This window comes from Corallococcus macrosporus, assembly GCF_017302985.1.
Classification (GTDB): Bacteria; Myxococcota; Myxococcia; order Myxococcales; family Myxococcaceae; genus Corallococcus; species Corallococcus macrosporus_A.
This window is the reverse complement of the sequence record NZ_JAFIMU010000017.1, coordinates 346,591-371,559: the sequence shown is the minus strand read 5'-3', so window position 1 is coordinate 371,559 and position 24,969 is coordinate 346,591. Positions and strand designations below refer to the sequence as shown.

General features: G+C 70.1%; 17 protein-coding genes. 10 read left to right on the top strand and 7 right to left on the bottom strand.

The window, feature by feature from the left end; translation table 11 throughout:
* Window positions 1-17: 17 nt before the first annotated feature.
* Window positions 18-950 (bottom strand): hypothetical protein, encoded by a 933-nt coding sequence (locus JYK02_RS37880; RefSeq protein ID WP_207057832.1) that lies wholly within the window; start codon window positions 948-950, stop codon window positions 18-20.
* Between the two features lie 68 nt (window positions 951-1,018).
* Window positions 1,019-1,957: a hypothetical protein gene (locus JYK02_RS37875; protein ID WP_207057831.1), complete on the bottom strand. Its 939-nt coding sequence runs from the start codon at window positions 1,955-1,957 to the stop codon at window positions 1,019-1,021.
* A 117-nt stretch (window positions 1,958-2,074) separates the two neighbouring features.
* On the opposite strand from JYK02_RS37875, the gene rraA reads away from it, so the two are divergent.
* Window positions 2,075-2,572 carry a ribonuclease E activity regulator RraA gene (gene rraA / locus JYK02_RS37870; RefSeq protein WP_207057830.1) on the top strand — a complete coding sequence of 166 codons (498 nt, stop codon included), beginning with the start codon at window positions 2,075-2,077 and terminating at the stop codon, window positions 2,570-2,572.
* Here the strand turns inward: rraA and JYK02_RS37865 are convergent.
* Complete coding sequence (locus JYK02_RS37865; RefSeq protein ID WP_207057829.1) at window positions 2,547-3,491, bottom strand: LysR substrate-binding domain-containing protein; 945 nt, start codon at window positions 3,489-3,491, stop codon at window positions 2,547-2,549. The genes rraA and JYK02_RS37865 overlap by 26 nt on opposite strands.
* Before the next feature lie 111 nt (window positions 3,492-3,602).
* On the opposite strand from JYK02_RS37865, the gene JYK02_RS37860 reads away from it, so the two are divergent.
* Entirely contained in the window at window positions 3,603-5,072 is a 1,470-nt protein-coding gene (locus tag JYK02_RS37860; protein ID WP_207057828.1) for a catalase, read from the top strand.
* Between the two features lie 15 nt (window positions 5,073-5,087).
* Complete coding sequence (locus JYK02_RS37855; protein ID WP_207057827.1) at window positions 5,088-5,624, top strand: ankyrin repeat domain-containing protein; 537 nt, start codon at window positions 5,088-5,090, stop codon at window positions 5,622-5,624.
* 22 nt (window positions 5,625-5,646) lie between these two features.
* Here JYK02_RS37855 and JYK02_RS37850 read toward each other — a convergent pair whose 3' ends face one another.
* Window positions 5,647-7,548 (bottom strand): transketolase, encoded by a 1,902-nt coding sequence (locus tag JYK02_RS37850; protein WP_207057826.1) that lies wholly within the window; start codon window positions 7,546-7,548, stop codon window positions 5,647-5,649.
* Between the two features lie 195 nt (window positions 7,549-7,743).
* Between JYK02_RS37850 and tal the strand changes: the two genes are divergently transcribed.
* From tal to JYK02_RS37835, 3 genes are all read left to right on the top strand, one after another.
* Window positions 7,744-8,865 (top strand): transaldolase, encoded by a 1,122-nt coding sequence (tal, locus tag JYK02_RS37845; protein WP_207057825.1) that lies wholly within the window; start codon window positions 7,744-7,746, stop codon window positions 8,863-8,865.
* Between the two features lie 112 nt (window positions 8,866-8,977).
* A complete protein-coding gene (locus JYK02_RS37840) occupies window positions 8,978-10,438 on the top strand; it encodes a hypothetical protein (protein ID WP_207057824.1) in 1,461 nt (486 codons plus the stop codon).
* Between the two features lie 137 nt (window positions 10,439-10,575).
* Window positions 10,576-14,388 (top strand): FG-GAP-like repeat-containing protein, encoded by a 3,813-nt coding sequence (locus JYK02_RS37835; protein WP_207057823.1) that lies wholly within the window; start codon window positions 10,576-10,578, stop codon window positions 14,386-14,388.
* A gap of 14 nt (window positions 14,389-14,402) precedes the next feature.
* On the opposite strand, the gene JYK02_RS37830 is transcribed toward JYK02_RS37835, so the two are convergent.
* Window positions 14,403-16,214 carry a fibronectin type III domain-containing protein gene (locus tag JYK02_RS37830; protein WP_207057822.1) on the bottom strand — a complete coding sequence of 604 codons (1,812 nt, stop codon included), beginning with the start codon at window positions 16,212-16,214 and terminating at the stop codon, window positions 14,403-14,405.
* A 115-nt stretch (window positions 16,215-16,329) separates the two neighbouring features.
* Here JYK02_RS37830 and JYK02_RS37825 point away from each other — a divergent pair, with 115 nt between their 5' ends.
* Window positions 16,330-17,496, top strand: coding sequence for a hypothetical protein (locus tag JYK02_RS37825; protein ID WP_207057821.1), 1,167 nt, complete (start codon window positions 16,330-16,332; stop codon window positions 17,494-17,496).
* Window positions 17,497-17,608: 112 nt separating this feature from the next.
* Here JYK02_RS37825 and JYK02_RS37820 read toward each other — a convergent pair whose 3' ends face one another.
* A complete protein-coding gene (locus JYK02_RS37820; protein WP_207057820.1) occupies window positions 17,609-18,772 on the bottom strand; it encodes a glycoside hydrolase family 5 protein in 1,164 nt (387 codons plus the stop codon).
* Window positions 18,773-18,957: 185 nt separating this feature from the next.
* Here JYK02_RS37820 and JYK02_RS37815 point away from each other — a divergent pair, with 185 nt between their 5' ends.
* Window positions 18,958-19,953 (top strand): serine/threonine-protein kinase, encoded by a 996-nt coding sequence (locus JYK02_RS37815; protein ID WP_207057819.1) that lies wholly within the window; start codon window positions 18,958-18,960, stop codon window positions 19,951-19,953.
* An 824-nt stretch (window positions 19,954-20,777) separates the two neighbouring features.
* On the opposite strand, the gene JYK02_RS37810 is transcribed toward JYK02_RS37815, so the two are convergent.
* Window positions 20,778-22,100: a sigma 54-interacting transcriptional regulator gene (locus JYK02_RS37810; protein ID WP_207057818.1), complete on the bottom strand. Its 1,323-nt coding sequence runs from the start codon at window positions 22,098-22,100 to the stop codon at window positions 20,778-20,780.
* Between JYK02_RS37810 and JYK02_RS37805 the strand changes: the two genes are divergently transcribed.
* Both JYK02_RS37805 and JYK02_RS37800 read left to right on the top strand, forming a co-directional pair.
* Window positions 22,099-23,988, top strand: a complete 1,890-nt coding sequence (locus JYK02_RS37805) for a serine/threonine-protein kinase (RefSeq protein ID WP_207057817.1) — start codon at window positions 22,099-22,101, stop codon at window positions 23,986-23,988. The genes JYK02_RS37810 and JYK02_RS37805 overlap by 2 nt on opposite strands.
* Entirely contained in the window at window positions 23,985-24,947 is a 963-nt protein-coding gene (locus JYK02_RS37800; protein WP_207057816.1) for a PEGA domain-containing protein, read from the top strand. The genes JYK02_RS37805 and JYK02_RS37800 overlap by 4 nt, the downstream gene beginning before the upstream one ends.
* The last annotated feature ends 22 nt before the right edge of the window (window positions 24,948-24,969 follow it).

Here is a 24,969-nt window from a genome sequence, read left to right as displayed (position 1 = left end):
GCGGCTTCCGCCAGGGGCTACCGCGGCGCGAAGGTGCCGCTGCTCAGCGGACCGGAGACGCTCGGCGAGTTGAGGGCGGAGAGCTCCGCGAACCCGCTGTTGAAGGCCGTGGGCTGCAGCAGCGCGTAGCCGTCCGCGTCCACGCCCAGGTTGAGCTGCGAGGGCTCGATCTCGAAAGAGACGCCCCGCTCCAGGTTCTCCAGGCGGATGGGTTCCACGACGGTGCCGGACGGACCGGAGGTCTCGATGCGGAGGTTCATCACGCGGCCCTGGAGCGCGGCGACGAACTGCTGCTGGAAGGCCGTGCCGGTGGCGCCGCCGAACTGCACGGTCACGGGCGCGGTATCGATGGTGACGCGCTTGCGGCCGAACTCCACCGACCGCGTGACGGTCGCGGACTCGAAGCTGATGGCGAAGGGAATGCTCTTGCCGGCCAGCTCGTAGAAGACGTCCTGCAGGCCGGGCGAAGGCGGCGGACGGGGCGCGAACTGGACGGTGCCGGTGATCCAGCCGCCGGAGTCCACGCCGATGCCCACGTTCGCGTTGCCGTCCTCCGGCACCTTGAACAGGAAGCGCACCGGGCGCGTCTCGCCCTCGCCCAGGGTGAACGTCATCGGGTTCGGCGACACCAGCGTGGCGGGCACCGCGACGCCCGGGGCGTCCGTGCGCTCCACGTGCCAGTCACCGTTCATCTGGATGGAGTACGTCCCGGCCGTGAGCGGCAGGCTCACCGACTCCGCGGACGTGTCCGTGATGGTGGCGTTCTGCGGTCCCGTGATGGCGAACGTCGCACCCACCAGCTTGTAGCTGCGCCCCGCCGACGTCGACACGAGCGGCAGCTCCAGGAGCCCCTCGCCCTCGTGAATCACGGGCTTCGACGGCTCGGAAACCTCACCACACGCGACCGCCAGCAGCGCAATCGCTCCCACGAACCACTTCAGCATTTGCATGGACTCCCCTCTCATGAAGGCAATGACAAGACTTTCAACGATGCATGACCCGACGTCAGTGCCAGGTGCTACCGCGGCGCGAACGTACCGCTGAGGATCTGACCGCTGATGCTTCCCCCGCTGAAGGTGGCAAGCGTCACGAACCCCTCCTCGATGGCCGCGGACTGCAGAAGCGGAAAACCGTCCGCGCCAATGCCAAGGCCGGGCGCTCTCAGAACAATGCTGACCCCGATGCCCCGCTCCAGGTTCTGGAGGGTGATCGGGCCCACGACCACGCTGGAGATGGTGTAGGGCTCCATGAAGAAGCTCATCGACTGGCCCTGGAGCGCGTCAGCGAACTGCCGCTGGAAAACCGCACCGGTCGAGCCCCCGACCTGGAACGCCACGGGCCCCGTCTGGACGCTGACGCGCTTGAGATAGCCGTACTCAGTGGACCGCGTCACCGTCGATGACTCGTAGCTGATGACAAAGGGAACGCTCTTGCCGCCCAGGTCGGCGAAGAGGTCCGGCGGGCTTCCGGGCGGGGATGGGTCGCGGGGCCCGAACTGGAGGGTTCCGGTGATCCAGCCGCCGGAGTCCACGCCGATGCCCACGTTCGCGGAGGCCTCCCCCGGCACCTTGAACAGGAAGCGCACCGGGCGCGTCTCGCCCTCGCCCAGGGTGAACGTCATCGGGTTCGGCGACACCAGCGTGGCCTGCACCGTGACACCCGGCGCGTCCGTGCGCTCCACGTGCCAATCGCCGTTCATCTGGATGGAGTACGTCCCGGCCATGAGCGGCAGGCTCACCGACTCCGCGGACGTGTCCGTGAGGGTGGCGTTCTGCGGTCCCGTGATGGCGAACGTCGCACCCACCAGCTTGTAGCTGCGCCCCGCCGACGTCGACACGAGCGGCAGCTCCAGAAGCCCCTCGCCGTCGCGAATCACCGGCGTGGACGGCTGGGAAACCTCGCCGCAAGCGAGCGCAAACAGCGCGACCGCGCCCACGAACCACTTCAGCATTTGCATGGACTTCCCCCTCAGGAAGGCGGTGACGATAGGATTTTGAACAATCAACGGTCAAGACAGACGAACCCACACGCGCAATCACAGTCATGCCCGGCCGGTGCGTGCATCCTGCGGTTCATGAGTGACACCCCTGCCGCCAAGACCGCCGACCTCTGCGACGCCCACGCGGGAACTCCGCACTTCCAGGTGGCCGAGCCTGGATTCCAGGACTACGGCGGACACCGGAGCTTCTCCGGCCCCATCAGCACGGTGCGCGCGCCGGAGGACAACTCGCTGGTCCGCAAGGCATTGGAGGAGCCCGGTCAGGGCCGCGTGCTGGTGGTGGATGGCGGAGGCAGCCGGCGCTGCGCGCTGGTGGGGGACGTGCTCGCGGCGCTGGGCCAGAAAAACGGCTGGGTGGGCGTGGTGGTGAACGGCTGCATCCGCGACGCGGAGGAGGTGAGCCGCACCGCCATTGGCGTGAAGGCGCTGGGCACGCACCCGCTCAAGAGCGGCAAGCGCAACGAGGGCCAGCGCGACGTGGAGGTGCGCTTCGCGGGCGTCACCTTCATTCCCGGTCACCACCTCTACGCGGACGCGGACGGCATCGTCACGGCGGAGAAGGCGCTGCGCTGAGCTTCTTGCGCCCCCCGCCGGGCCACACCGAGCGCAGCGTCCCCGCGATGGTGCGCAGCGCTTCCGCCCGGGGGTGCCCGGGACGCCACGCCAGCACCAGCGTCCTGCCCGGCCCCGGCGGCGCGAAGGGCCGCACCACCAGTTGCTCCTGCCGGTTCTCCATGCGCACCGCGAGCTGGGGCAGGAGCGTGACGCTGCCGGACGCCATCACCATCTGCGCGAGCGTCGTCAGGCTGGTGGCGCGGAAGTCCACCTCGCGCGCACCCACGCGCGTGCACAGCGCCAGCGTCTGGCTGCGGAAGCAGTGCCCGTCCTCCAGCAGCAGCACGTCCTCGTCGTCCAGGTCCGCGAGCCGCACCTGCTTCTTCTTCTCCAGCGGGTGCCCCGGCGGCGCCGCGACGACGAAGGGATCCTCCGCGATGACCGCGTGCTCCACCTGACGCCCCAGCTCCGCGTCCAGCGCGAGCAGCGCCGCGTCCAGCCGGCCCTCGTCCATGTCGCGCATCAGGAGCGCCGTCTTCTCCTCGCGCAGCCGCAGCTTCAGCTTCGGGTAGTGCTTCACCAGCGCGGGCACCACCTCCGGCAGCACGTAGGGCGCCACCGTGGGGATGGCCCCCAGGTGCAGCGGCCCAGCGAACGGGTCGCCCATCCGCGCCGCCGCCTTGAGGATGTCCTCGGCCTCCGTGAGCACCCGCCGCGCCCGCGCCACCAGCTCCGTGCCCTGCGGCGTGAGCAGCACCCGGCGCGCGTCGCGCTCGAAGAGCTTCACGCCGAGCACCGACTCCAGCTGCTGGATCTGCGCGCTCAGGGCCGGCTGGGAGACGTGGCACCGCTCGGCCGCCCGCCGGAACCCCAGCGTCTCCGCCACCGCCACCAGGTACTCCAGTTGCCGCAGGGTGATGTCGTTGAGCGAGGCCATAGGCCCTGCCTATCACTCCCATCCAAACGATGTCTTGGCCCAATCACCGGGACCTCTCTACCTTTCCCAGCGTCGAAGCCCCCTGAAGGCCCCACGCCAAGGAAAGCGTCCATGTCCCAGCGTCCCACCCTGACCACCGAAGCCGGCGCTCCCGTCTCCGACAACCAGCATTCCCAGACGGCCGGCCCCAACGGCCCGGTGCTGCTGCAGGACCACCACCTGCTGGAGAAGCTGGCCCGCTTCAACCGCGAGCGCATCCCGGAGCGCGTGGTGCACGCGGTGGGGTCCGGCGCCTACGGCACCTTCGAAGTCACCCAGGACATCACCCGCTTCACCCGCATGAAGGTCTTCAGCGCGCCAGGCAAGAAGACGGAAGTCTTCCTGCGCTTCTCCACCGTGGCGGGCTCCAAGGGCGCGCCGGACACCGCCCGTGACCCGCGCGGCTTCGCGGTGCGCTTCTACACGGAGGACGGCAACTGGGACCTCGTGGGCAACAACACGCCGGTGTTCTTCTTGCGTGACGGCATCAAGTTCCCGGACTTCATCCACTCGCAGAAGTACGACCCGTACACGAACTGCCAGGAGCCGGACAACGTCTGGGACTTCTTCTCCCACTCGCCGGAGGCCACGCACCAGTTCACCTGGCTCTTCGGCGACCGGGGCATCCCCGCGACGCTGCGGCACATGGATGGCTTTGGCTCGCACACCTTCCAGTGGGTGAACGCGAAGGGCGAGCGCTTCTGGGTGAAGTTCCACTTCAAGACGGACCAGGGCATCCGCACCCTCACCACCCCGGAGGCGGAGGCCCTCGGCGGCAAGGACCCGCAGCACCACCAGCGGGACCTGTACCAGGCCATCGACCGGGGCGAGTTCCCGTCGTGGACGCTCAAGGTGCAGGTGATGCCGGAGGCGGACGCGGCGAACTACCGCTTCAACCCGTTCGACCTCACCAAGGTGTGGCCGCACCAGGACTACCCGCTGATGGAGGTGGGCCGGCTCACGCTCAACCGCAACCCGGAGAACTTCTTCGCGGAGGTGGAGCAGGCGGCCCTGGACCCGGCGCACTTCGTGCCCGGCATCGGCCCGTCCCCGGACCGGATGCTCCAGGCGCGCCTGTTCGCGTACGGCGACGCGCACCGCTACCGGGTGGGCATCAACAGCACGCAACTGCCGGTGAACTCCCCCAAGGGCGTGAAGGGCGGCGCGCGCAACTACGGCCGTGACGGCGCCATGCGCTTCGACGGCAACGGCGGACGCGGCCCCAACTACGAGCCCAACAGCTTCAACGGCCCCGCGCAGACGGACGAGTCCTACGGCACGGGCTACGCGGTGAGCGGCATGACGGGCACCTTCGTCCACGGCAAGCACGCCGAGGACACCGATTACGTGCAGGCCGGCGCCCTGTACCGGCTGATGGACGAGGCGGCGAAGGCGCGGCTGGTGGAGAACCTCTCCGGCAGCCTGGCGCAGGTGCGTCGTGAAGACATCATCACGCGGGCCATCGCCCACTTCCGCGCGGCGGACGAGGAGTATGGTTCGCGCATCGCCACCGCCGTCCAGCAGAAGCGCCGCGCCCGCTAGGAAGGAATGCCGACCATGAGCTCCCCCAACGACACAAAGAACGCCGCTCCGCCCTCCGCCGACGACGCCGCCGTGATGGATTTCGTGAGGAGCGCCTTCGCGGTGGTCCGCTCGGGGGACGCCGGGAAGCTGCGCGAGCTGCTCGACGCCGGGCTCCCCGTGGGCGTCCGCAACGAGCGGGGCGACTCCCTGCTGATGCTGGCCAGCTACCATGGCCACGTGGACGCGACGCGCCTGTTGCTGGAGCGCGGGGCGGATCCGGAGCAGCCCAACGACGCCGGGCAGACGCCGCTGGCCGGCGCGGCCTTCAAGGGCAACGAGGCCATCGCCTCGGTGCTCCTGAACGCGGGCGCGAACGTGGATGGCACGGGCCCGGATGGCCGCACGCCGCTCATGTTCGCGGCCATGTTCGACAAGGTGGAGATGATGGAGCTGCTCATCCAGAACGGCGCGAACGCGAAGGCGAAGGACGCCGACAAGCGCACCGCGCTGGACTACGCGCGCTCCATGGGCGCGGCGCGAGCGGCGGACCGGCTGGCGCCGAAGCCCTGAAGCCTCTCAAGGCCCCACGCGCTTACGCGTTCGTGTGGCCCCAGGCGTTCTCGGCGGGCCGGCCGTCCCCGCCCCGGGCCGTCCCCTCCTCCACCCAGGAGGTGATGGCCTCCACGATGTGCCCGGCGTCGATGCCGGCCGCGTCCAGCAGCTCCGCGGGCTTGCCGGAGCCGGGCATCTTCGTCACCGCGAGGCGCGTCACCGCGGGCAGCGGTTCGCGGTCGCCGGTGAAGGCCTCCAGCACCGCGTCCGCCAGGCCGCCTTCCGCCCAGTGGTCCTCCACCACGAGGATCCGCCCCTGCGTCTCGCGCGCGGCCTTGCGCAGCGTCTTCGCGTCCACCGGCTTCACGGAGTACAGGTCGATGACGCGCACCGCGATGCCGTCCTTCTTCAGCGACTCGTGGGCCTTGAGCGCTTCGTGCAGCGTGATGCCGGCGGCCACCACCGTGGCCACGTCGTCGTCCGACTGGCGCACCACCTTGCTGCCGCCAATGGGGAAGGCCTCCGTCGCGGGGTAGAGCACGGGCGTCTTCTCGCGCGTGCTGCGCAGGTAGGTGATGCCCTGGCGCTCCACCACCTGCGCCAGCAGCTTCGCGGTCTGGTTGGCGTCGCTCGGGTAGAGCACCGTGCTGCCGCCCACCGCGCGCATCATCGCCAGGTCCTCCAGTGCCATCTGCGACGGCCCGTCCTCGCCAATGGACACGCCCGCGTGGCTGCCGCACAGGTGCACCGTGGCGTTGGAGATGGCCGCCATGCGGACCTGGTCGTACGCGCGGGACAGGAAGGCCGCGAAGGTGCTGACGAAGACCTTCTTGCCCAGCACGCCCAGGCCCACCGCGCTGGACACCATGTTCTGCTCCGCGATGAACATCTCGAAGTAGCGCTTCGGGTGCGCCTTCTGGAACTCGTTCGCGTACGTGGAGTTGGACACCTCCGCGTCCAGCGCCACCACGTCCGGCCGCGCGTTGCCCAGCGCCAGGAGCGCGTCGCCGTACGCCTTGCGCGTGGCCTCCTTCTGGCCGACCTCGTACGTGGGAAGCTGGAGCGGCGCGGGTTTGTCCTGCACGGTGGCCTTCAGCGCCTGGGGCTTCTTCACCTGGATGCGGACGTTGCGCTCGCCGCCCAGCTCGCGGATGGCGTCCTTCGCCTTGTCCTCCGGCAGCGGCTTGCCGTGCCAGCCATCCTGGTTCGCGATGAGCGAGGAGCCCTGCCCCTTGCGCGTCTTGCAGATGAGGCAGGTGGGCTGGCCCTTCTTCGCCTGCGCCTCGGCGAAGGCGCGGTCGATGGCGTCCAGGTCATGGCCATCCAGGGTGACGGCGTTCCAGCCGAAGGCGCGGACGCGGGCCGCGTAGGCCTCCAGGTTCCAGCCCAGCTCCGTCTCGCGGCTCTGCCCCAGGCGGTTCACGTCGATGATGGCGCACAGGTTGTCGAGCCCGTAGTGGCTGGCCTTGTCGAACGCCTCCCACACGGAGCCCTCCGCCGTCTCGCTGTCGCCCATGAGCACGTACGTGCGGAAGGGCAGCCCGTCCAGGCGCGCGCCCAGCGCCATGCCCACGCCCACCGCCAGCCCCTGTCCCAGCGAGCCGGTGGCCACGTCCACGAGCGGCAGCACGTGCGGGTTCGGGTGGCCCTCCAGGCGGCTGCCGAACTTGCGCAGCGTGAGCAATTCCGCGTCGTCGATGGCGCCCGCCGCCTTGAAGGCGGAGTAGAGGACCGGGCAGGCGTGTCCCTTGGAGAGCACGAAGCGGTCGTTGTTGGGGGCCCTGGGCTGCTGGAAGTCGAAGCGCAGGTACTTCTGGAAGAGCACGGCCATGATGTCCGCCGCGGACAGGGACGAGCTGGGGTGGCCCGAGCCCGCGGCCGTGGTGCAGCGGATGCTGTCGACGCGCAGCTGCGCCGCGAGGTCCGCCAAGGTGTCCGCCATCGTGTCGCTCCGGGTTGGGGGTGTGCCCGGGTACTGTGTTGACTGCCCTGGCTTGCGAGAAGCGCTGCCCCCCGCTGGCCCTGTTCGCAGGCAGAATCCGCGAGTGCCTGCCCGCCCGGCCGGACGTGGAGGGCGGGCCATGCGCAACTTAAGGGAACGCCATCCGGGAGCCTCGTGCCCCCGCCGGGAGAATCCATGAATCCGCTGCGACAGCTCGCCGAGTTCGGCCAATCCGTCTGGGTGGACAACCTCCAGCGCAGCTACATCACGAAGGGCACGCTGAAGAAGTTCATCGAGGAGGACGGGCTCAAGGGGCTCACCTCCAACCCGACCATCTTCCAGAAGGCCGTGTCGGGCAGCGACGACTACCAGGACCTCTTCGACGCGGCGAAGGGCAAGGGCCTCGGCGGCAACGACCTCTACGAGCAGCTGGCCGTGCGCGACGTGCAGGGCGCCGCGGACATCCTGCGCACGGTCTACGACGCGACGAAGGGCCAGGACGGCTATGCGTCGCTGGAGGTGTCGCCCCGGCTGGCGCTGGACACGAAGGGCACGCTGGAGGAGGCGCGGCGGCTGTGGAAGACGCTGGCCCGGCCCAACGTGATGATCAAGGTACCGGGCACGGTGCCGGGCGTCCCCGCCATCGAGCAGCTCACCTCCGAGGGCATCAACGTCAACGTGACGCTCCTCTTCAGCCAGGAGCGCTACCGGGAGGTCGCCGAGGCCTACGTCGCCGGCCTGGAGAAGTTCGCCGCGTCCGGCGGGGACGTGAGCCGCGTGGCGAGCGTGGCGTCGTTCTTCATCAGCCGCATCGACGCCATCGTGGACAAGGAGCTGGAGAAGAAGCAGAAGGCCGGAGCCACGCCCGAGCAGCAGAAGGCGATGGAGGGGCTGAGCGGCAAGGTGGCCATCGCCAACGCGAAGCTCGCCTACCGCGCCTTCAAGGAGGTCTTCGGCAGCGCGCGCTGGAAGGCGCTCGCGGCGAAGGGGGCGAAGGTGCAGCGCGTGCTCTGGGCGAGCACCAGCACCAAGAGCCCGAAGCTGCGCGACGTGCTCTACGTGGAGGAGCTCATCGGCCGCGACACGGTGAACACCATGCCCCCCGCGACCATCGACGCGTTCCGGGACCACGGCAAGGTGCGCCCCAGCCTGGAGGAGGACCTGCCCGCCGCGGAGGCGACGATGCGCCAACTGGAGGCGGCCGGCATCTCCATGAAGACGGTGACGGACGAGCTGGCCACGGACGGCATCCGCCTGTTCTCCGAGTCCTTCGACCAGCTGCTCTCCGCGGTGGGAGAGAAGCTGAAGAAGACCTAGCGGTCGCGGTCCGGGAGGCCCCGGGAACACTCCCACCTCCTCCCGGTGCCCGTTGGAAGGCAATGCCCCGCACCCCACCCTTCCGGCCGTTCCGGGCCGGAAGGAGAAGCGCATGCGTGTCGGGAGTTGGGGTGCCCTGCTGGGGCTGGCGATGGCGGGCTGTGGGGGCGTCCTGGAGGATGCGGACGCGCGGCGGGTGGAGGCCCAGGCGTGTCCCCCCGGGGTGGCGTCGCGGGTGCGCGTCGTCATTCCTCCCGGCGCGCCCCTGGGCAGCGAGGTGACGAACCTCACGGACGCGCAGGGCACGCTCTACTTCGCCACCCAGCTGCGCGACGGCAGCGCGGCGCTCTGGCGCAGCAACGGCACGGAAGGCGGCACCGTCCCGGTGAGGACGTTCGCGGCGGAGCCGCTGGGCTACCCCCGGCTGTCGGACATGGTGGCGGTGGGCAGCCGGGTCTTCTTCCTGCTCAACACCGTGGCCACCGGCACGGAGCTGTGGGTCAGCGACGGGACGGCCGCGGGGACGCGGCTGGTGGAGGACCTCACGCCGGGGATGGCCGGCTCCGCGCTGCTGCGCCTCACCGAGGTGAACGGCCGGCTGGTGTTCTTCCGGCTGACGGCCGCGACGCCGACGGAGCCCTCGCGCACGGAGCTGTGGCGCTCGGACGGGACGGCCGCGGGGACGCTGCGGGTGCGCAACTTCGGCGCGAACCCGGGGCTGGACTACAGCACGCTGAAGGTCGGGGGCGCGCTGCTCTTCTTCCTGGTGCAGGAGACGGGCACCACGCTATGGCGCACCGACGGCACGCTGGCGGGCACCACCGCCGTCAAGCGGGTGGACGCGGGCCCCACGTTCATCCTCGACGTGGGCCACGCGGGGGACCAGGGGCTGTTCCTCCTGCTGGATGGAACCAACTACGAGGTGTGGAGGACGAATGGCACCGAGGCGGGCACGGCCCGGCTGGAAGCGTTCGGCCGGTACACGCGGCTGCTCGGGGCGCTGGGCTCCAACGTCTACCTCTGGTCCGAGGACGCGGCCACGCGGCGGCTGAGGATTGACCGGCTCGCGCTGGCGGGCGGGGGCAAGGCGCTGGTCACCACCCTGCCCAATCCGTACGCGGATCAGGAGTTCGCGACGCCCTATGTGCAGACGTCGGCCGTGTCGGGGAACGGGCTCTACTTCTCCATGGCCATCAACAGCCCGGGCCCGTCGCCGCTGGACGTGTCGCTGTGGGTGACGAACGGCACGGCGGCGGGGACGCGCGACCTCTTCCGCCAGCTCAGCCGCAGCGACGAGTACCTCTCCCCCATCTTCGCCACCGGCACGGGCGTGGTCCTCTTCTCCGGTTCGCCCGAAGGCGGCACCACCGAGCCCTGGTTCACCCGGGGCACCGTGGCGACGACGGGACAGCTCGCGGACGTCCAGCCGGGGTCCGGGGGCTCGTCGCCCGAGGGATTCACGCGCTCGGGCAGCCGCGTCTATTTCAGCGCGACCGACGACACGCTGCGTCCGCAGCTCTGGTCCGTGCCGGCGTCCTTCACTTGCCCGGCGGGCTTCGACAACCTGCGGTGACAATGACAGACACCCACAGTGCCTCCGCGTCCCTGGCCACGCATTGAGGACACGGAGCACGGACTGGTAGAACGGTCCCCCGTACCGAAGGGGGAGTGGAAATGCCGTTCCGTGGGGCCGTCTGGTTTGTCCTCGTCATGCTTTCAGTCGCCGTGGGATGCGGCGATCCAGGCGTCTCACCGCTGCCGCCCGAGCCGCCAGTCCGCGACGCGGGCGTGACGGACGCGGGCCCTGACGACGATGCCGGCGTCCTGGACGCTGGCACCTCCGACGATGCGGGCACCGGCGACGCGGGCACCGCCAACGATGCAGGTACCTCCGATGCGGGCACCTCGGATGCGGGCACAGCCGACGACGCGGGCACCGTTGATCCGGGCGACCCGGATGCGGGCACGGCCGACGATGCCGGCACTTCCGACGACGCGGGGACGGCTGACGATGCCGGCACCTCCGACGATGCCGGCGTCGTGGACGGGGGCACGGTCGCGGAGGTCCCTTCACCGCCCGAAGCAGTGATGGCGATGAGCGGGGACGGTACCGTCCGGGTGTTCTGGATGCCGGCCGAGGACAACGGAAGCCCGCTCACGGGCTACACCGTCACGGCCTCACCGGGCGGCGCGTCGGAGACGGTCGCGCCGGACGTGCTCGAAGCCCAGCTCACGGGCCTCACCAACGGGACCGCGTACACGTTCACCGTGGTGGCCATGAACGCCGTGGGCCCCTCCACGCCGTCCCAACCCTCCGAACCGGTGACGCCCGCGGGCAGGCCGGGAGCACCCTCGGGAGTGGTCGCCACCGCGGAGGTGCGCGGTGCGACGGTGTCCTGGACCGCCCCTGAAACGAACGGCAGCCCCATCACCGGCTACGCCGTGGACGTCCAGCCCGCCGTGGAGGGCGCGAGCGTCGACGTCACGGGACAGCAGGCCCACGTCACGGGCCTGGCCAACGGCACGGCCTACACCTTCACCGTGCGCGCCTCGAACGCCGCGGGAGAAGGGCCCGCGTCCACTGCGTCCACGGCCATCACCACGCCGGACGTGCCGGGAGCCCCGCTGGACCTGTCCGCGCAAGCGGAGGACGGCGCCACCACCGTGTCCTGGAGCGCCCCCACCTCCGACGGAGGCAACGCCCTCACCGGCTACACCGTGACGCTCCAGCCGGGCGACGTGACCCAGACGCTGCCCTCCACCCAGACCCAGACGCACTTCACGGAGCTGACCAACGGCACTGCGTACACGCTGCACGTCGTCGCGCTCAACGCGGTGGGCACCGGCCCCGAGGCGACGGAGACGGTCACCCCTGTCGGTCCTCCAGCCGCGCCGACGGACGTCGTGGCGGTCGCGGGCGCCGGTCAGCTCACGCTCACGTGGACCGCCCCCACCTCCAACGGTGGCTCGCCGGTGACGGCCTACCGGGTGACACCTTCCGTGGCCGGCGTCGCGGGCGCGGCGGTCACCGTGGGACCGCAAACCCAGGCGGTCCTCACGGGCCTGCCCCGAGGAACGACGTACACGGTGACGGTCGCCGCCGTGAACGCCGTGGGCACCAGCGCGGACTCCCAGCCCTCCGCCGAGGTGACGACGCCGGACGTGCCCGGTGCGCCCCGGACGCCGCTCGCCACCGCGCTGGGGAAGGGCCGGGTCCGCGTGGACTGGGCGCTCCCCGAATCCGACGGTGGCAGCGCCCTCACCCGCTTCTCCGTGCGCGCGAGTCCCGGCGGCAGGACGGTGAACGTGGCGGGCAGCGCCACGTCCGCGATCCTCTCGGGCCTGGAGGGTGGCACGCACTACACCTTCACCGTCCAGGCCACCAACGCGGTGGGAGACAGCGAGCTGTCGCCCGCGTGTGACGCGACCACGCCCTGCGGCCTGTCGCTGGGCGGCTGGCCGAAGCTCCCGGTCACCGGCGTGAACGCGGTCGCCGCCGGGGACTTCAACGAGGACGGCCTCCCGGACCTGGGCATCACCCAGTCCAGCGGCGTGGCCGTGATGGTGGGAGACGGCGTCGGAGGCTTCACGCGCCAGACGCCCCTCACCGTGAACACGGCCACGACGCAGGACCGGGCCCACGCCGCGGACTTCAACGAGGACGGCCACCTGGACCTCCTCTTCCTGAGCTCCATCTCCGGCACCACCACTGTCAGCATCGCCTTCGGCGACGGGAAGGGCCGGTTCACGTCGCGCAAGAACCTGGACATTCCCGTCGTGCAGAGTGTCCTGGCCGTGCTGGACTTCAACGATGACGGGCGCCTGGACCTCGTCGCGCCCAGCTCCACGAGCACGGTCATCAGCCTGTTCCCCGGCGACGGCACCGGAGGCTTCGGGCCCCGGCAGGACGTGCCCTTCCCGGAGGCGCCCCGCGCGGCCACGATGGGGGACTTCAACGGGGACGGCCGGCAGGACCTGTTCGTCACGCACAACACCTTCTCCGCCACGGTGCTGCTCGCGGACGGGGCCGGCGGCTTCCAGCCCGGACAGGTGCTCCAGACGGAGCTGTATGCCACCCAGCCCCGGAGCGTGGACCTGGACCGCGACGGCAAGCTCGACGTCGTGTTCCTCAACCAGGGCGCGACGTCGCTCGGCGTGGCGATGGGCGATGGCACGGGACGCTTCGCGGCGCCCATGAGCTTCCCGGTCGCCGATGCGCCCGGCAGCCTGGAGCTCACGGACGTCGACGGTGACGGCCACGAGGACGCCGTGGTGACCCACGGCAAGACCGTCATCACGGTGCGCCTGGGGGATGGCACGGGCGGCTTCCCCGTGCGCAAGGACCTGCCCACGCTGGAGTCATCGCACGGCGTGGCGGTCGGCGACTTCGACGGGGACGGCCACAGGGACATCGCGGTGGCGAGCACGAGCGACGGGCTGTCCCTGCTCAAGGGCCGCGGCCAGGGAGCGTTCCTGACGAGGCTCGACGTGGCCGCCGTCCCGAGCCCTGCCTGGACGGCGACGGGCGACTTCAACGGAGACGGTGTGCTGGACCTCGCGGTGACCTCCCGCGACAGCGCCGGGGTCGCCGTGAAGCTGGGAGACGGCCAGGGCGGCTTCGGCGTCAGCCGCAACCTGAGCACCGCGTCCATCCCGAGCGCCGTCGTGGCCGTGGACCTCAACCAGGACGGCAAGCTGGACCTCGTCACGGCCAACCAGAACGGGACGCCGGGCCCCACGCTCAACGGCAACGTCACCGTGTGGCTGGGCAATGGCCTCGGCAACTTCGCCCGGAAGGACTTCACGACGGGCCGGGTGCCCATGGCGCTGCTCGCCGAGGACTTCACCGGCGATGGACGGGTGGACCTCGTCACCGCGAACAACGCCGACAACACCGTGAGCCTGCTGGCAGGGGATGGCTTCGGAGGCTTCGCGGCCGCCGTGACCACCGACGTCGCGACCCTGCCCATCGCGCTCGCCAGCGCGGACCTGGACGGGGACGGACGCAAGGACCTGCTGCTGGTCAGCTACGACGGCACCGTCGAACCCGAGCGCAACCTGGGCGGCGGCACCTTCGCGCGTCAGCCCTCCGTGTCGGTGGGCAGCCGGCCCCGCGCCATCGCGCTCGCGGAGTTCAACGGCGACGGGCGCGTGGACGCGGCTGTGGCCAACAGCAACGGCAGCAGCGTCAGCGTGCTGCTGGGCACGACGCCGTGGGGCCTGACCGTGGCGCAGACGCTCACCACGGGGAACACGCCCCAGGGCGTGGCGGCGGCGGACTTCGACGGGGACGGGAAGGTGGACCTCGCCGTCTCGCACAACAACGCCGCCAGCGCGGCCCATTACGTGCGCGTGTTCCCGGGCACCGGCACGGGCAGCTTCGGAGCGCCCGTGGACTTCTCCACCACGAGCAGCGTCTCCGCGCTGACCCGCGCGGACGTCAACGGAGATGGCCGTGAGGACCTCATCACGGCCAACTCCGGCCGTCACTACGTCAGCGTGTTCCTCAACTTCTGTCTCTAGCCAGCCCGCCGCGCCTACCGGTAGGTATCCAGGTAGGCGCGGTGGCTGTTGGAGAACTCGAAGTTCGTGAACGCGTCCCAGTTGATGGACCAGGTCATCAACCCCTTGAAGCCGGGGTAGCCGCCGGCCTGGCGCAGCACGTAGGTGCCGCCGAAGGCCTGGCCCTTCATCAGGTAGTCCAGCGCCTTCTGCACGTTCGCGGGCGTGGTGTAGCCCCCGCCCGCGGCCTGCGGCGAGGACGGCAGGCCGATGACGACCTGCTCCGGCCGCAGCGCGGGGAAGACGGCGCTCGCGTTGCCGCCCACCGGGAAGCCCTGGAGCAGCATCTCCGCCATGGCCACGTGGAAGTCCGGCGTGGACTGCGCGTAGGCGCGGCCGTCCAGCGCCATCACGGTGCCGGTGTTGTAGTGCTGCACGTGCAGGTACGTGAGCCGGTCGCGCAGCGCGTGGATGACGGGGAGGTAGGCGCCCCACGGGCCGCCGTAGGCCGCGTAGCCGCCCTGCACGTAGGCCGTCTCCGGCGCCATGGTGAGCAGGAAGCCCGACCCGTTGTCGTTGAGCAACTGCCGCGTGCCCGCGATGAGGTTCTGGATGCGCGGCGTGGTGGGGTTGCGGAAGTCGCTGTCCCCGGCGCCAAGCGCCAGCGACGCGCCCTCCAGGTCCAGGTCCAGCCCGTCAAAGCCATACGTGTGGATGAGCCCCTGCATGCTGGTGACGAAGGCCTGCTTCGCCGCCGCGTCGTCCAGGTGGATGGTGCCGTTGGCGCCGCCCAGCGAGATGAGCACCTTGCGGCCCTGCGCCTTGAGCGCGGCGATGTCCGCCTTGAACTCCGCCACGGTGGCGTTGTACGGCGTGAAGCCCATGGTGCCCGACGGCGCACCCGCCACCGGCTCCGCGAAGGCGACCTGGATGACGTTGAACTTCGACGACACGTCGCGCAGCCGGATGTTCGTGGAGCCGTTGTCGAAGTTGTGCCAGTAGCCGACCAGCACCTTGCCGCCGGAAGGCGCGGTGGTGCCCGTCGTCACGGCGACGCTGTTGCTCGCGGAGGACCGGTTGCCGGCCGCGTCGCGCGCCTTCGCGGTGAACGTATAGGTGGTGTTGGCTGAAAGCCCCGTCACGGTCGCGGTGGTCGTGGTGCTGGTGGCCGCCGCGCTGGTGCCGCCGTTGACGAAGATTTCGTACCCGGTGACGCCCACGTTGTCGCTGGACGCGTTGAACGCCAGGGACACGCTGGAGGCCGTCACGCCGGTGGAGCGCAGGGAGCCGGGCGCGGTGGGGGCCTGGGTGTCGGCCGGGGGGCGCGCGGGCGTGGTGGTGCTGAACGCCGCGCTCGCCGCGGAGCGGTTCCCCGCCGCGTCGCGCGCCTTCACCGTGAACGTGTAGGCCGTGTTCGCGGCGAGCCCCGTCACGGTGGCGCTCGTCGTGGTGGAGGTGGCGGAGGCGGCCGCGCCGTTGTTGACGAAGACCTCGTAGCCGGTGACGCCCACGTTGTCCGTGGACGTGCTCCAGGTCAGCGACACGCTCTCGTAGGTCTTGGACGGCGAGGTGACCCCAGAGGGAGTGCTGGGGGCCTGGGTGTCGGCGGGAGGAGGCGTGCCGGTGCGCTCCAGCCACAGGGCGAGCACGTTGGGTGGCTCCCAGCCCACCAGGGACGTATGGGACTGCCGGCAGTCGTAGCCCTTGCCGCCATAGGACGCGATGTCGCCCACGGTGTACGCGACGCCCGGGGCCCAGGCGCCCCGGTCTGCGGCCAGGGCCAGGGTGGGCAGGAGCAGCAGGAGCACGGCGAGGGCCGCGCGGGATGAGGAACGAGGGGGATGCATGAGGGGAAAAGCCTCCCGGAAAAGGGGTCCGGCAGGCAGGGAGGCAGCGACCCGGCGATTCGGGTCAAACCCAGGTGAGGGAGTACGCTGCGAGGCTGGCCCCGGAGTCGCTCCCATGCCCGTCATCCTCAAGTGCCTGCTGTGTGGCTCACTGTTCGACCGCGATGTGTACGCGTACTGCCCGCAGTGTGGTGGCGCGCAGACCCAGCCGGCCTTCAAGGTGGACTACAGCGGCACGGGCTACACGCCCAAGGGGACGGGCGGCAGCACCAGCAGCCCTCCGCTGTCGAGCCCCTTGCCTCCGCCTCCGCCCACGCCGTCGCCGTTCCACCTGCTGCCGTCCCCGCCGCAGCCGACCTTCACCTTCTCCTTCGGTCCGCCGTCCTCGCCCGGGGGGCCGCCGCCGACGCCTTCGACGTTCTCCTTCGGCTCCCTCCCGAGCTTCTCCTTCGGCACCTCCTCCACGAGCAGCCCTCCCACGACCCGCCCCAAGTCGAAGCGCTTCACCCACCAGCTCGTCATCGCCGTGCTGACGGGCACCGGGGACTCGGCCATCGAGAACATCGCGAACGACCTTCAGAGCAAGCACCCGGACATCTCCAGCCTCGTCCACATCCACCTTCGGGCGGGAGATCCCTTCGACGCTTCCACGCACAGGCTCATGGCGATCTCCACCAGCGCCAAGGCGGCCATCCAGAACGCTACCAAGCCCGAGAACCAGACCGAGAACGCGGCGACGGTGGAGAAGGTCTTCCGCATCAACCTCAAGAAGGCCGCCTGCCGGCTGTATCTGGTGGCACACGGCGACGACGGCTTCAACTTCGCGGGTCTCTCCGGCTCCGTCATGGCCGCCCTCATGAAGAACACGGTCCTGGGGGCCAACCCCATCACCTGCATCAGCGTGGTGAGCTGCTATGGCGCGGGCTACATCCCGCCGCTCTACAACAAGGACCAGTCGAAGGAAGAGAACGAGAGCCGGCTCGACGCGGCCCGAAGGGCGCCCATGGACAAGAACGCGTTCGCGGCGGTGTTCCACCGCGAGCTCAAGCGCTTCGGCCTCGTCACGGAGGTGCTGGCGCGCCGGGCGAACATCACCACGGCGGGTGCCTCCCGGAACTTCCGCAAGGAGACGCGCTTCGACCCGGGCTTCAGCATGGTCGACGCCTCCGCGCACAAGGCCCCCTGGTCGAAGTTCCGCTTCTACTGGGAGGGAGAGCAGCAGAAGGTGGCGCCCGTCTATTCCGACGGAGACACCAGCACCTGGCCGCAGGACCTGGCCTGATCCGCCCTGTCCATGGGTCCGAGGCGATGGCCGGGCTCGCGTTCCGGAACGACCCGCGCGTGACGGCCCCTGTCCTGTTCTGTGAACAGGGGCTGTTCACACGAGAGGACAGTCAGTTCGCCGAACCGCAGTGGCTGTTCCGGTAGTCCCCGGTGAAGGCGCCCAGGGCGGGCTTCGTCTTCGACAGCTTCCACAGCGCCTTGCCGAAGTCCGTCAGGTTGGTGGGCGTGGTCCAGTTGTCCACCGCGTGGAACTGGCCGGAGGTGGTGAGGAAGAACGTGTCATCCCAGTTCGGGTTCGCGTGCCACCCGATGATGCCGACCCCGTAGGTGGGCGCGTTGTTGAAGGCCACCATGCTGCCCGCCTTCAGCCGGGGCACGTCCGCGTCCGTCTTGTTCCAGCCCGTCTCCCCCACGATGAGCGCCAGGTTCTTGGCCTGCACCGACTTCACGTACGACACGAACTCCGCCGAGTGCACATTGCTGCCGCCGGCCTCCGCCCACGCGTTGTAGACGTGGATGGAGAAGAGCGTGTTGCACTTGCCGTCCGACAGCTGCGGCCCGTACGTGGGGATGAGGTTGCCCGGCACGCCCCAGCGGTTCCACTCCTGCCCCGCGACGCCACCGTCGATGACGACGACGTTCTCCGCGCCCGTGTTGCGCACCGCCGCTCGCAGCGTCCCCAGCACGCTCAGGTAGTCCGTCACCGCCTCGCCCCAGATGGGCTCGTTGAGGAGGTTGAACCAGACGTAGGTGTTGTTCTTGTACTTCTGCGCCAGCGCCGCCCAGGCGTCGCGGGTCTGCGCCAGCTTCGTGGCGTCCGTCTTGCCACCGCTCCACACCTTGTCGTGGAACTCGAGCATCACGACGATCTTCTTCGACGTGAACGCCTGCACGATGCGGTCGATCTTGTCGAAGTTCGGCTTCGACGTGTCGCCGGACACCAGGCCGTAGGTGTTGTACTCCGGGTGCGCCAGCTGCGCGCCGTTGATGCGCACGATGTTCCAGCCCCACTTCACGGCGGCGTCCGCGCGGTTCTCCGTGTCGCGCTGGAAGAAGTCCCAACCGTCCAGGTTGGCGCCCACCGGGTAGAATTTGTTGCCGCTGGGGCCCACGATGTCCTTGCCCACGATGTAGAAGCGGCCCGTGGGATTGGGCGTCGCGGTGGCGGCCTGCTCCACGTCGGCGGCCTCCGGCGCGGGAGTTTCCAGCTCGGGCCCACCGCACGCGGTGAGGCCACAGGCCAGGAGGAGCGACCACTTCAGGGGGCGGAACATGCGTCTGCCTTTCGGGGGATGAGGGGGCCTCAGGGGTTCGTCACGGCACAAGGCAGGTTCCGTGCCACGCCCCCTCCGCCCCTTCGGCGGCGGAGGCGACACACCCCAGCCGCTTCAAAGCCTGCTCATTTCACGCCAGCCGTCACTTCGCGAGTCCCGCCAGCGTGCCTGTTAAGGTCCACGCCATGCAGCAGGCACCGAGCCTCGATGACTTCGTCCTCCTCAAGCGCCTGGCGTTGGGCGCCATGTCGGAGGTGTTCCTCGCCGAGGTGAAGGGCGGCGTGGGGCCGGACCGGCTGGTGGCGCTCAAGCGGATGCGGCCGGAAGTGGCCGGAGATGACGCATGGGTGAGGCAGTTCCTGGACGAGGCCCACCTCTCCGCCCTGCTCCACCACCCGGCGCTCGCGAGGCTGAGGGCCTTCGGGCAGCAGGACGGGCTGTTGTTCCTCGTGTTCGAGTACGTCCACGGCCTCACGTTGGCGCAGCTCCTGGAAGCACGCCGCGCCGCCGGGCTGGGCCCCCTGCCATGGCCCCAAGCGGTGCGCATCGCGCTGAGCGTGGCGGAGTGCCTGGCCTACCTGCATCCGTTGCGAGGACGTGACGGACAGCCGCTGGGCCTCATCCACCGGGACCTCCATCCCGGCAACGTGATGCTCTCCGACACCGGCGCGGTGAAGCTGCTGGACCTGGGCATCGCGCGCCGAGCAGGGCGGCTCACCGAGACACAGCCCGGACAGGTGAAGGCCCGGCTGGAATACGCCGCGCCCGAGCAGCTCCGCGACGAACCACTGGATGCGCTGACGGACGTGCACGGTCTGGCATTGACGCTCCATGAACTGCTCACGGGAGTGGCACCGCTACGGAGGGACACGCCGGCCGCCACGATGGACGCGGTGTTGACGGAAGTGCCACGCAAGCCGGGCGGAGTGCCCACGGGACTCCAGAAGGCGGTGACGGCGGCGCTGGCCAAGGCGCCATCGAAGCGCCCTTCCCTGCTGGAGCTGCGCACGGCATTGAATCAATCCCTGCACGCCGGGGCCCCGCTGGTGGGCCAGCCAGAGCTAGCGGAACTGGTGTCACCGTTCCTGCCAGGTGCCGGACGGCTCCCCTGGGAACCGGACCACTCGCGAGAAGCCGCCACCGCCACGCTCACCGGCAAGCCCACGCGCACGAAAGGCTGACGATTCCCGGCGCGACGCGGCCATCCGTCATGGCGCGGCTCCGGTCCTGCTGCACGGCTCATCGCTGCCGGGCCACACGCTCGGCCCAACCTTCAAGGTGTGACACTTCTCGGGCGGACTCGCCTCCTCCGCCACCTCCGAGACTCCGATACGCTCGGCGCCGTCCTTCAAACCGTAACGCTTCGCGGATGTCCCCACCTCCGCCCCATCGAGGAACCGACACGCTCTACCCGGGCCGTCAAAGCGTGACACGTCGCGGACAGACCCACCTCCTGCGTACCCGCCGAGGAGCCGACACGCTCAGCCCGGCCTTCAAGGCGCGACACATCGCGAACGACTGCACCTCCTCCGTCGTCTCCAAGGAGCCGAACCACTCAGTCCCAGCCTTCAAGGCGTGGAACATTGAGGACAGTCCCATTTCCTCCGCCTGCCAAAGCGGCGACATGCTCGACCCCTGCCTTCAAGTCGTGACACGTCGCGGACAGACCCACCTCCTCCGTGCCCGCTGCGGAGCCGACGTACTCCGCCCTAGCCTTCAAGTCGTGACACGTCGCGGACGGTCCCAGCCCCACCGCCTCTGTGTACGACAACGGGCCGACACACTCGGCTCCTGCTCCTCAAGGGTTAACGCCTCGCGGACGGACTCGACTCCTCCGCATCCTCCAAGGAGCCGACACGCGCTGCCCTTCAACGCGTGACGCTTCGCGGGCGCTTCGCTTCATCCGCGCTCTGCGAGAGCTGACACCCCAGGCCCCGGCCCTTGAGGGCGTGACGCTTCGCAAGACGGCTCCGCATCCTCCACGCCCTTCGCCAGGTGGACGGTGTCAGCCTCCAGCCTTCAACCCGTAGCGGTGGAGCAGGCCGTGGACGTGGCTGCGCGCCAGTCCCGCCGTGCGCGCGACCTCGGAGATGTTGTTGTCGCACTTCGCGAGCAGCGCGGTGAGGTACTCGCGCGTGAAGGCCTCCACCATGTGCTCCTTGGCCTCCTTGAAGGTCAGCGCGCTCAGGTCCTTCGTCGCGGCCACGGCGCTCACCGGCTTCGAGTCCGGCAGCTCCACCTCTCCCGCCGCGAGGACGCGGTGCACGAAGTTGCGCAGCTCGCGCACGTTGCCCGGCCAGTCGTAGCCCACCAACCGCTGCACCAGCGCATCCGTGAGCGGGAAGTCCGGATGGCCCGCCTGCTCGAAGACGTGCCGTGCCAGCAGCGGAATGTCCTCCGCCCGTTCCCTCAAGGCGGGGACGCGCACCGGCACCACCGCCAGCCGGTAGTAGAGGTCCGCACGGAAGCGGCCCGCCGCCACCTCCGCCTTCAGGTCACGGTGCGTGGCGGCCACCACGCGCACGTCCACGTCGCGCGCGGCGTTGTCCCCCACGCGGCGCACCGTGCCCGACTCCAGCACGCGGAGCAGCTTCGGCTGGAGCTCCAGCGGCAGCTCTCCCACCTCGTCCAGGAACACCGTGCCGCCGTGCGCGTTCACGAGCTGCCCCTGGCGGTCGGCATGCGCCCCGGTGAAGGCGCCCTTCGCGTGACCGAACAGCTCACTCTCGATGAGCGAAGGCACCACCGCGCCGCAGTCCACGATGACGAATGGCTTCGCCGCGCGAGGCGAGGCCTGATGCAGCGCCTCCGCGAGCAGCTCCTTGCCAGTGCCCGTCTCGCCCAGCAGCAGCACGGAGAAGGCGGAGCGAGCGGTGCGCTCCAGCACGCCGAAGAGTCGCTGCATGGCGGCGCTCTGTCCCAGCGCGCGGCCAAAGGACGTGCGGGGCGCGGAAGTCCCGGCCTCGTCGCTGGCCTCCGGCAGCACGAGCAGCGTCGTCTTGCCCAGCGTGAAGCGGGCCTCGCTCGCGACCGTCACCTCGTGGACACGCACGCCCAGGGACCACGTGCCGTTGCGAGAGCCCACGTCCCGCACCCGCACGCCCTCCGGCCGGGCCTGGAGCTCCAGGTGCACGCGCGACACGGTCGGGTCGCTCAGCTTGAGGCCCCCTTCGACCTGGGTGCCCACGAGCAGCGTGCCTTCGAGGAGGACGTCCCGTCGCGCGTCGGGGCCCGTTTCCACCACCACCCGGAAGCGGGGGCCATGGGGTTCAGGTCGCCCCTCCGCCAGGGCACCAGGGGAGAGCGGCTCGGTGGAGGAAGCACCCATGGGTTATGGCAACATAGGGCCGCCCATGGCGCTCCACAAGCAACCCTCACCGTGCGCCACCTGTGGGCTGCCCCTTCCGTTCGCGGGCGCGCCTTGCGCGGAGTGCACCGTCATCACGCAGCACGCGGGCGAGGCCGGCTGGACCGCGCGAACGTCGACGCGCCCGCCGCTCAAGACAGGCGATCTGCTGGAGGGCAAGTGGCGGCTGGAGGAGCTGTTGGGCGCGGGAGGCATGGGTCAGGTGTACCGGGCGCTGGACGTGGCGCTCGAGCGGACCGTGGCCATCAAGCTGCTGCACGAAGCGCTGTGCGCGGATCCAGAGAGCGTGGCGCGCTTCGAGCGGGAAGCCCGCGCGATGGCGAGGCTGGAGCATCCGCACATCACGCCCATCCACGCAGTGGGTCAGGAGCGTGGCCGGCCCTTCATCGTGATGAAGCACCTGGAGGGAATGTCACTCGCCCGTTACCTGAAGTCGGTGCCGGGGCCGCTGCCCGTGGCGGAGGTGCTCGCACTGGCGAGGCAGGTGTGCGCGGGTTTGGACTTCATCCACCAGCGAGGCTGCGTGCACCGGGACATCAAGCCCGGCAACGTCTTCCTGTCACCCGGAGGGCGAGCGACGCTGCTCGACTTCGGCATCCTCTGGGAGCACCGGGGCGAGGAGGCCACCCGCAGCGGCCTGCGGCTGGGCACGCCCAGCTACATGGCGCCGGAGCAGGCACGGGGTGAGCCCGTGGACGGGCGAGCGGACCTGTACTCACTGGGCCTGGTACTGCTGGAGATGCTGACGGGCCTGCCGCCATCGAGCACCTGTCGGCTGCTAGGCGAAGGCCCCCGTCACGCGGCGCAAGCGCTCCGTGAGCAGGCGCCATGGCTGTCATTGCCACTGGCGAAGGTGCTCGTGCAGGCCACCGCGATGGATCCAGAGCAACGCCAGTCAGGAGCGCTGGCGCTGCTGACGGCAATGGAAGAAGCCGCACGGGTGAGCGTGGAGCAGCCAGCGGCGACTGCCCCCAAGAGAGCAACAGAGCAGCACGAGAAGCGCTGGCGTTCGCGCCTGCTGACGGCGCTAATTGGAGCGGCCGTAGGTGCGCTGTTGTTCGGAACGCTGGCGCTCCGGCAGGAAGCCGCGCAAGACACCGCTGCGGCACTCGCTACCCCCGCAGCGATGTCAGCTCACGTGGGCGACAGCACCGCGCCCGGGCCATCCGTTGACGGTCGCACCGCTGCGATATCTGCCCGCGAGGCACGAGGAAGCAGCGCCGCAACCGGGCCTGCCGCGGAGGCTCCGGTGGGCACCGGCGCCATCACGGCAACTGCGCCTGGGGACCGCGACAGCAAGACGGCGGCGGAGGCTACCGTGGTCAACCGAGCCATCACAGACGCTGCACCTGGGAACCGCGACAGCAAGACGGAGACTGAGCCCACGTCGCACGCGGGAAGTGGCACCGTCATGAAGCCGGCGGCGCTGGGGCCCAGCACCGCGCCAGGAAGTATGAACGGCATCGAGCAGGAGACGCCGGCACCGGTCATCTCGGCGGCAGGACGCCCTTCGGGGAAGGCTTCGACGGGACACACCGATCCCGCCACGAAAGCACCGCTCCGCAGGAGCAGAAGCCAGTCCCGGCCGCTGACGGCCAGCGCGAAGCAGCCCTCCACACAGGCGCCGGCTCGCGGCGAACTGCGCGTGGTGACGGTGCACGAAGGCAAGACGGTCTGGGCAGACGTCAGCGTGGACGGCAAGCACCTGGGCGCGACGCCCCTTTCCTTCGACCTTCCCGAAGGACGGCACGCCGTCCGAGTGGAGCGCGACGGCTTCCATCCGGAGCAGCGGCAGGTGAGCATCGTCCCAGGCACCAAGTCCGTGGTCCGCATCGAGCTGCGTCCATGAGCGCGCCCCAGGTGATGGTGTCCTTGCTGCTCGCCGCCGCGGGCCCCGCGGTGGAGAACCGCGACCTGGAAGCCGCGCTGCAGTCCCTCTCCGAGGCGGACTTCGAGGCCGCGCTCGCCCACATCGAAGCAGGGCTCCGGCAAACCCGCGACGAAGCACAGACCGCGCAACTGCGCCTTGTGCAGGGCGAGGTGTACGCGGCACTACGCCAGTACGCCCAGATGGAGACCGCCTTCGCCCGAGCACTCGAAGCCAACCCCGACGCCCGCCTGGACCCGCAGCGAGTCCAGCCCACCGTGGTCGCCCTCTTCGAAAGCCTGCGAGGGCGCCTCCAGGGCACGCTGGCCATCGAAGTCGACCCCGCCGGAGCAGAGGTACGGCTCGACGGACGGCTGCTGGGACAGGCACCCTGGAAGGGCCCAGTCCCCATCGGCACCCATACGCTAGAGGTCGGCCCGACCCTGACGCCCCTTCAGGTCAAGGTCCACACAGACCAGACCGAGCAGGTGCGAGTCGTCCTGCCAGCGGCACCCGCCACGCAGCCCGCCTTCTTCTCCTCGCTCGCGTTCAGCGCGCAGCTGCGGGCCGCCTTTGGGTTGTCCCCGTCCTCCGGAGCCGGACTGGAAGCCGGTGCGCGCCTCTCCGGGACGTATGTCTTTGGGGAACTGAACGCCACGGCCGGAAGCCGTTTCGGAGCCGCCCTCCGCCTGGGCACCCAGGCCCCGCGACTCCTGGGCCCCGTGACCCTCTCCCTATCCCTGGATGGCTATGCCGTGGGCGGCCCCGCGCTGTTCGGCGGCGGCCTGTCCGCGGGCGCGAGCCTGCCCCTCTCCACGAAGTTCGACGTCTTCGCGGAACTGAGCGGACGCTGGATACCGTCCAGCACGGACTATCAGGGCACGCACCTGCTGGGCGTCACCGGACTGCGCTTCACGCCGGGCGGACAGGCAGGCCGCTAGAGGCCCATTGATGCATCCGGCA